This is a genomic window from Brevibacterium picturae, assembly GCF_030453725.1.
GTDB classification, from domain to species: domain Bacteria; phylum Actinomycetota; class Actinomycetes; order Actinomycetales; family Brevibacteriaceae; genus Brevibacterium; species Brevibacterium sandarakinum_A.
The window spans coordinates 21311-27427 of record NZ_JAKDJU010000025.1; the positions used below are offsets into that span (position 1 = coordinate 21311).

5 protein-coding genes are annotated in these 6117 nt (G+C 64.7%); 4 read left to right on the forward strand and 1 reads right to left on the reverse strand.

The features are described from left to right. Position 1 precedes the first annotated feature (1 nt). On the reverse strand, positions 2-1186 hold the full coding sequence (locus L0G76_RS04565; RefSeq protein WP_304356139.1) for a DNA recombination protein RmuC: 1185 nt from the start codon (positions 1184-1186) through the stop codon (positions 2-4). A 73-nt stretch (positions 1187-1259) separates the two neighbouring features. Between L0G76_RS04565 and ychF the strand changes: the two genes are divergently transcribed. The 4 genes from ychF (at position 1260) to L0G76_RS04585 (ending at position 5702) form a co-directional block, all read left to right on the forward strand. Continuing rightward, a complete protein-coding gene (gene ychF, locus L0G76_RS04570) occupies positions 1260-2345 on the forward strand; it encodes a redox-regulated ATPase YchF (RefSeq protein ID WP_304356140.1) in 1086 nt (361 codons plus the stop codon). 384 nt (positions 2346-2729) lie between these two features. After that, a complete protein-coding gene (locus L0G76_RS04575; protein ID WP_304356141.1) occupies positions 2730-3947 on the forward strand; it encodes an MFS transporter in 1218 nt (405 codons plus the stop codon). 367 nt (positions 3948-4314) lie between these two features. Beyond that, positions 4315-4716, forward strand: a complete 402-nt coding sequence (locus tag L0G76_RS04580; RefSeq protein WP_101596254.1) for a hypothetical protein — start codon at positions 4315-4317, stop codon at positions 4714-4716. Positions 4717-4841: 125 nt separating this feature from the next. Continuing rightward, a complete protein-coding gene (locus tag L0G76_RS04585) occupies positions 4842-5702 on the forward strand; it encodes a 3-hydroxyacyl-CoA dehydrogenase (protein WP_096162048.1) in 861 nt (286 codons plus the stop codon). The last annotated feature ends 415 nt before the right edge of the window (positions 5703-6117 follow it).

Here is a 6117-nt window from a genome sequence, read left to right on the forward strand (position 1 = left end):
ACTAGTCGGTTCCGGTGCGGCGACCGCGGAGATCATGTCTGTCTGGTGTCGCGAAGGGATCCTGGCCTGAGGAGCGCGGCCGTGTGAGTTCTTCAGCGCTGACTCCGCGGCTGCGTGAGTCAAGCTCTGCAACTGTGTCGAGTTCGGTCGTGGCGATTCCCGTGGAAGGGAATTTCCGGGCTGTGACGAGGAATCGCGACTCCAGCGACGAGACGAAGCGGTTGTAGTCCTCGACCGACCGGTCGAGACTCGAGCCCATCCGTGTCACGTGTGTGACCAGAGTGCCGATGCGTTCGTAGAGTTCGGTGCCGAGTCTGAGCACCTCGGCCGCAGATGTGCTCATGTCCGCCTGTCGCCAATTCAGTGCCACCGTTTTGAGCAGGACCAGAAGCGTGGCGGGGGACGCGAGAACGACGTTCTTGCCGAGGGCATGATCGATCATCTTCGGATAGGTGGATGCCGCCGAGGACAGCAATCCGTCCGTGGGGACGAAGCAGACGACGAAGTCCGGGGCGGCGTCGAAAGACTTCCAGTACTCTTTGGACGCCAGCGAATCTATGTGCCGCAGCAGTGCTCGAGCATGATCTTCATCGTTGGAATCAGAATCAGACATACGCGCCGACAAGGGAGTCTTGGCATCGATGATGATCGTTCCGCCACCGGGCAGATTGACGGTCATGTCGGGCCTGTGCCTCTTGCCGTCGCGCACATTGCTGGCTTGGGTCTCGAAGTCCACATGGGGGAGGAGCCCCGCATATTCGACGATGCGCCGCAGCTGAACCTCGCCCCAGTCGCCACGCTGAGTCGTCGAATTGAGGGCGCTGGCCAATGACCCTGTCGATTCCTGCAGTCGGAGGTTCTGTTGGCTGAGGTGGCCGATCTGTGCATTGAGCCGTGTGATCTGCTCGAGTTGCGATCGGTCTTGAGCCTGAAGGTTCTCCTGCAGATGATTGACACTGGCAGCCAGGGGGCCGATGGCGGCGGTGATCTCACCGGCCATCTGTGCATCGGCCTCCAAATCCTCTGTCCTATTCGTGAGGATTCGAGAGGTGGTCTCAGCTCTGGTGAGTCTCTCGATATAGCGGGAACGTGTATGGGCACGCCCGAGGAGAAAGCCGAGAGCGGCGCTGATGATGATCGCCAGAATCAAGACGATGACAAGTCCAGTGGCGGGGAAAGCATTCATGACTCAAGCGTGACAGATGGCACTGACACGAGATTTCGACCCGCACCTCGGCGCCGGGATAGACTTGGCTACCGTGGCTCTAACTATCGGAATCGTGGGACTGCCCAATGTTGGCAAGTCGACCATGTTTAATGCATTGACCAAGAATCAAGTTCTCTCGGCGAACTATCCGTTCGCGACGATCGAACCGAATGTCGGCGTGGTGCCGTTGCCCGACGCGCGGCTTACTCGGTTGGCCGAGATGTTCACCTCCGAGCGCATTCTCAACGCAACTGTCGACTTCGTCGATATTGCTGGAATCGTTCGCGGTGCGTCCGAAGGCGAAGGGCTGGGCAATCAGTTTCTGGCCAACATTCGTGAGGCAGAGGCGATCTGCCAGGTCATTCGCGGATTCGTCGATGACGATGTCGTCCATGTTGAGGGCAAGATCAGCCCCGCCGACGACATCGACACGATCAACACCGAGCTGATTCTGGCTGACCTGCAGACTTTGGAGAAGGCGCGGCCGAGGATCGAAAAGGAAGTGAAGGGCAAGCGGGCACCGGCAGATCAGCTGACCGCGATCGATGCTGCCGTCGAGATCCTCGAGAGCGGCAAGACTCTTTACCAGGCCATGCAGGCCGACAATTTCGACGTCACCGAGCTGCGTGAACTCCAGTTGATGACCGTCAAGCCCTTCCTCTACGTCTTCAATGTCGACGATGATGTGCTTGCCGATGAGGAGAAGAAGGAAGAGATGCGTGCCTTGGTGGCTCCCGTCGAAGCGATCTTCCTCGACGCCAAGTTCGAGTCGGAGCTCGCCGAGCTCGACGAGGAGGAAGCCCGCGAGATGCTGGAATCCACAGGGCAGGAAGAGGCGGGGCTCGACCAGTTGGCACGGGTCGGATTCGACACCCTGGGCCTGCAGACCTATCTGACCGCCGGCCCCAAGGAATCCCGTGCCTGGACCATTCCGAAGGGTGCAACCGCTCCCGAAGCTGCCGGGGTCATCCACACCGATTTCCAGAAGGGCTTCATCAAGGCTGAAGTCGTCTCGTTCGGTGACCTCGACGTCAACGGGTCCATGGCCGCAGCCAAGTCCGCCGGCAAGGTCAGGATGGAAGGCAAAGAGTACGTGATGGTTGACGGCGATGTGGTCGAATTTAGGTTTAATGTCTAGTTAGGGCCTCTGACCAGGGGTTTTATCTTCTCGGCCTCCGGTTGGGTTCGATGGACAGGTTCCGCTTTACCATCAGGTGCTAAGCGTTTGTCCCGCTGACCTGGGACTTTGATCGGTCTCTGCGGAGCTCTCGCAGAGGCCGATTCTCGTTGTCGCGTTGCGGTAGCGTCTCTGGCGAGTGGCTTCGGCTGGGCAGTTCTGCGGCGGGTTCAAGTTGTTCGACCCGCGATCTCGCGGAAGGTGCGCTGACTCAAAAATCTGTCTGACTCATAAGTCGGTTATCCAACAACGCTTTGGTTCACTGGGGCAGGTCTCGATCCGCTAGAGTGCGAGTGATTTCGTCCCGCTAGCAGCTCGCTCCCATGAGCCGCTGGTGGCGGTGCGATGGGTATTCTGGGGTGTGTGTCCCTTGGTCGTTCTTTTCGTGTCCTGTGGGGAGCGAACGCCGCGTCGAACCTGGCTGACGGTTTGGCGTTCGTCTCGATCCCGCTGCTGGCAGCCTCGCTTACCGACGATCCACGCTGGATCGCTGGACTCTCGACGCTGTACGCTCTCGTCCGCCTACTCGTGGCTCTGCCGATCGGCGTATGGGTCGATCGTGTCGACCGCCGCTCAATCCTGATCGCTGCGAACATTCTCCGAGGAATTGCCGTCATCGCCCTCGCGCTCTGCGTGCAATTGGGCGTCGGAGGTCTCGTCCTCCTCTACGCCGCCTACGCGGTCATCGGCACACTCGAGAGCGCTGCTGATAACGCCGCGGTCTCTCTCGTTCCCGGCCTTGTCCAGAAGGGCAAGCTGGACACGGCAAATGGTCGGATCTCGGCCGCGCAACTCATAGCCGACGAATTCGCTGGTCCGCCACTCGGCGGGTTCCTCTTCGCGATCGCTGCAGCTGCCCCCGTCTACGCAATGGGCGGGCTTTGGGCAGCTGCGGGCTTGATCGCGCTTGCACTACCCGTGCATCGGGGCAGACCATCTGAGGCGGTTGCGCCCACGGCGCGCGCCTCGGTATGGCGAGAAGCCGTGGCGGGAGTAACGTGGCTCGCGCACCACCGCCTCGTCGGGGGATTGGCATTGATTGGAGCCTTGGCGAGCATCGGCTACATGCTTCCGTTCTCCATCCTCGTCATTTTCGCTCAGGAGCAGCTGGGGGTCGATGGCGTTGGGTACGGGCTCATCTTGGCCGTGTCCGCGCTCGGTGGGCTCGTCGGCTCCTTCGCGACAGCTCGTATCCGCTCGCGGATCGGCTACCGCTGGACGATCTTTGCAAGTTTGCTCACCGGGGCCGCCTCATTGCTGGCCCTCGCTGTAACTGGCAATGCAGTGGTTGCCTCGGTGCTACTGGCGATCTATATTCTCCACGCCGTGGTGTGGGGGATCTGTGCGACGTCGCTTCGCCAGCGTCTCGTACCAGATGCGCTCCTCGGGCGGGTCAATGCCGCGTCGCGCGTCCTTGGGTTGATCGCCCTTGCCCTTGGATCATTAATCGGCGGGCTTCTCGCTGGCGTGCATCTCGCGTTGCCCGTGGCGATGGGTGGTGCGGTGTTCGTGATCTGCGCCGGCTTTGCTCTCGCCGTCGTCCGGACCATCGATACCGACTGAACCGTATGTTTGTGCGTGGTGTGGTCTAGCGCGCGGAGGCTTCTCTGCCGCCGTTGCGAAACCGGTTCAATCAGAGGTTGCTATCTGCGGCGACGTGGTTGAGTTCCGGTTCAACGTATAGGGAGCCGGCCTGACCAGGGGTTGTGTTGCTTGGGCCCTGCGGGCAAGGGGTCTGAGTGTTCCGATCCAACGTCTGGCGATAGGTCCATAGATGCCTTCTGCGCCCCGAACACGTCTCTCGTTGTCGGTGGCCATAGCTAAGATTCCGATGGACCTGCTCCACTGTGAAGGGACCACGATGGGGCGGACATCGCGGTGGCCGCCGCGCGTGAGCTGTGGGACGCCGGCCTCACCACCCCCGGCGCACATGCGCGCCTCGACGCACCGCCAGCGCGTCGCCGCGCTGGGCCGCGCCGGCTACCGCCGCTACGACGAGAGCACTGCGACCAGCCTGGGCCGCATGTCCGAGCACCTGCTCGCGGACTACGGCGGTGACCTGCGCCGGCTGCGTGCAGCGGGGCACGCGGAGCCCGCGGCCCTGAGCCGCCTGCTGCGCGCCTTTCCCGGCATCGGGCCCGCCGGGGCGCAGATCTTCCTGCGCGAGGTCCAGGGGATCTGGTCCCTCCCGCCGGTCTTCGATGCCAAGGCGCTCGAGGGCGCGCGCCGGGCGAGGCTGCCAGCCGAGCCCGAGGCGCTGGCCGGGCTGGTTGCCCCCGCCGACCGGGCGCGGTTCGCCGCCGCGCTCGTGCGCCGCGCGCTGCGGAGGTAGCCCCGGACGCGAGGGGAGCGGGCGCCGGGCCCCGCCCTTGCCGAGCGCGGAAAAATGAGTAAGCTCAAAAATAGGCGCGCAGGTTGCGCGGCTGCCGCCCCGGCGGCCCATCGAGGAGGAACACCATGAGCGACATTGCCCGCGTCACCGTGCTGGGCGCCGGAGTGCTCGGCGCCCAGATCGCCTACCAGACCGCCTACTCCGGCTTCGACGTCACCGTCTACGACATCGGCGACGAGGCCCTGAGTGCCGGCCGCAAGCGCCTGGACGCGCTCGTCACCGCCTACCGGGCCGAGGTCGAGGGCGCCACCGAGGCCAGCACGCAGGCAGCGCTCGAGCGCCTGGCGACGACGACGGACCTCGCGCAGGCCGCGGGGAATGCCGATCTCATCATCGAGGCCGTCCCGGAGCGCCTCGACATCAAGCGCGAGACCTACGAGAAGCTCGCGGCGCTCGCCCCCGAGCACACGATCTTCGCGACGAACTCCTCGACCCTGCTGCCCAGCGACATGAAGGACTTCACGGGGCGGCCCGACCGCTTCCTCGCCCTGCACTTCGCCAACCAGATCTGGAAGTTCAACACCGCCGAGGTCATGGGCACGGCGGAGACGAGCCCCGCGGTCTTCGACACGGTCGTGGAGTTCGCCCGCGCCATCGGCATGGTGCCCATCCCCGTGCTCAAGGAGCGCCCCGGCTACGTGCTCAACTCGCTGCTCGTGCCCTTCCTCAATGCGGCCCTCGACCTGGCGGCGGGCGGCTACGCACAGCCAGAGGACGTCGACAACGTCTGGCGGATAGCCACGGGCGCGCCCATGGGACCGTTCCAGATCTACGACGTCGTGGGCCTCGGCACTGCCTACAACATCCTCTCGAGCGGCGATGAGCACAGCCAGCGCCTCGCCGCCTGGCTCAAGGAGCACTACATCGACCGCGGCCGCATGGGCGCCGGCGCGGGCGGCGGCTTCTACGACGACCCGCAGGGCTGAGTCCCGCCTGCTCTGTGGTGGAGGTGGGCCGCGCTCGGTAGGCTCGCCCTGCCGCGCCACGGGTGCGGCGGTCGCGCCGCCGGGCGGCCCGGTCGCGAGGAGGTCCGTGTGGGTGCAGCGCTGGGGGACGGCGATTCCGAGGCGGGCCCGGCCCGCCGGGAGACCGCCGCCGACCGCCGCGAATGGGCGGCCATGTGCCGCCAGGTCCGCGTGCCCACGATGTGAGGCATCCCCCGGCGCCTCTTCCTGCTCGCCCTCGGCGCCGTGCTGCCTGCCCTCGACCGCGCGCTCGCGCCGCCGCACGCGGTCGCGGTGCGCCGGCGCCGCCGCGCCCCGCGGGGGGACGTTGTGCTCGCCGTCAACATCCCGCGCCTGCTCGACTGCGAGGGTGCGTGGGGCATGCGCATCGAGCTCG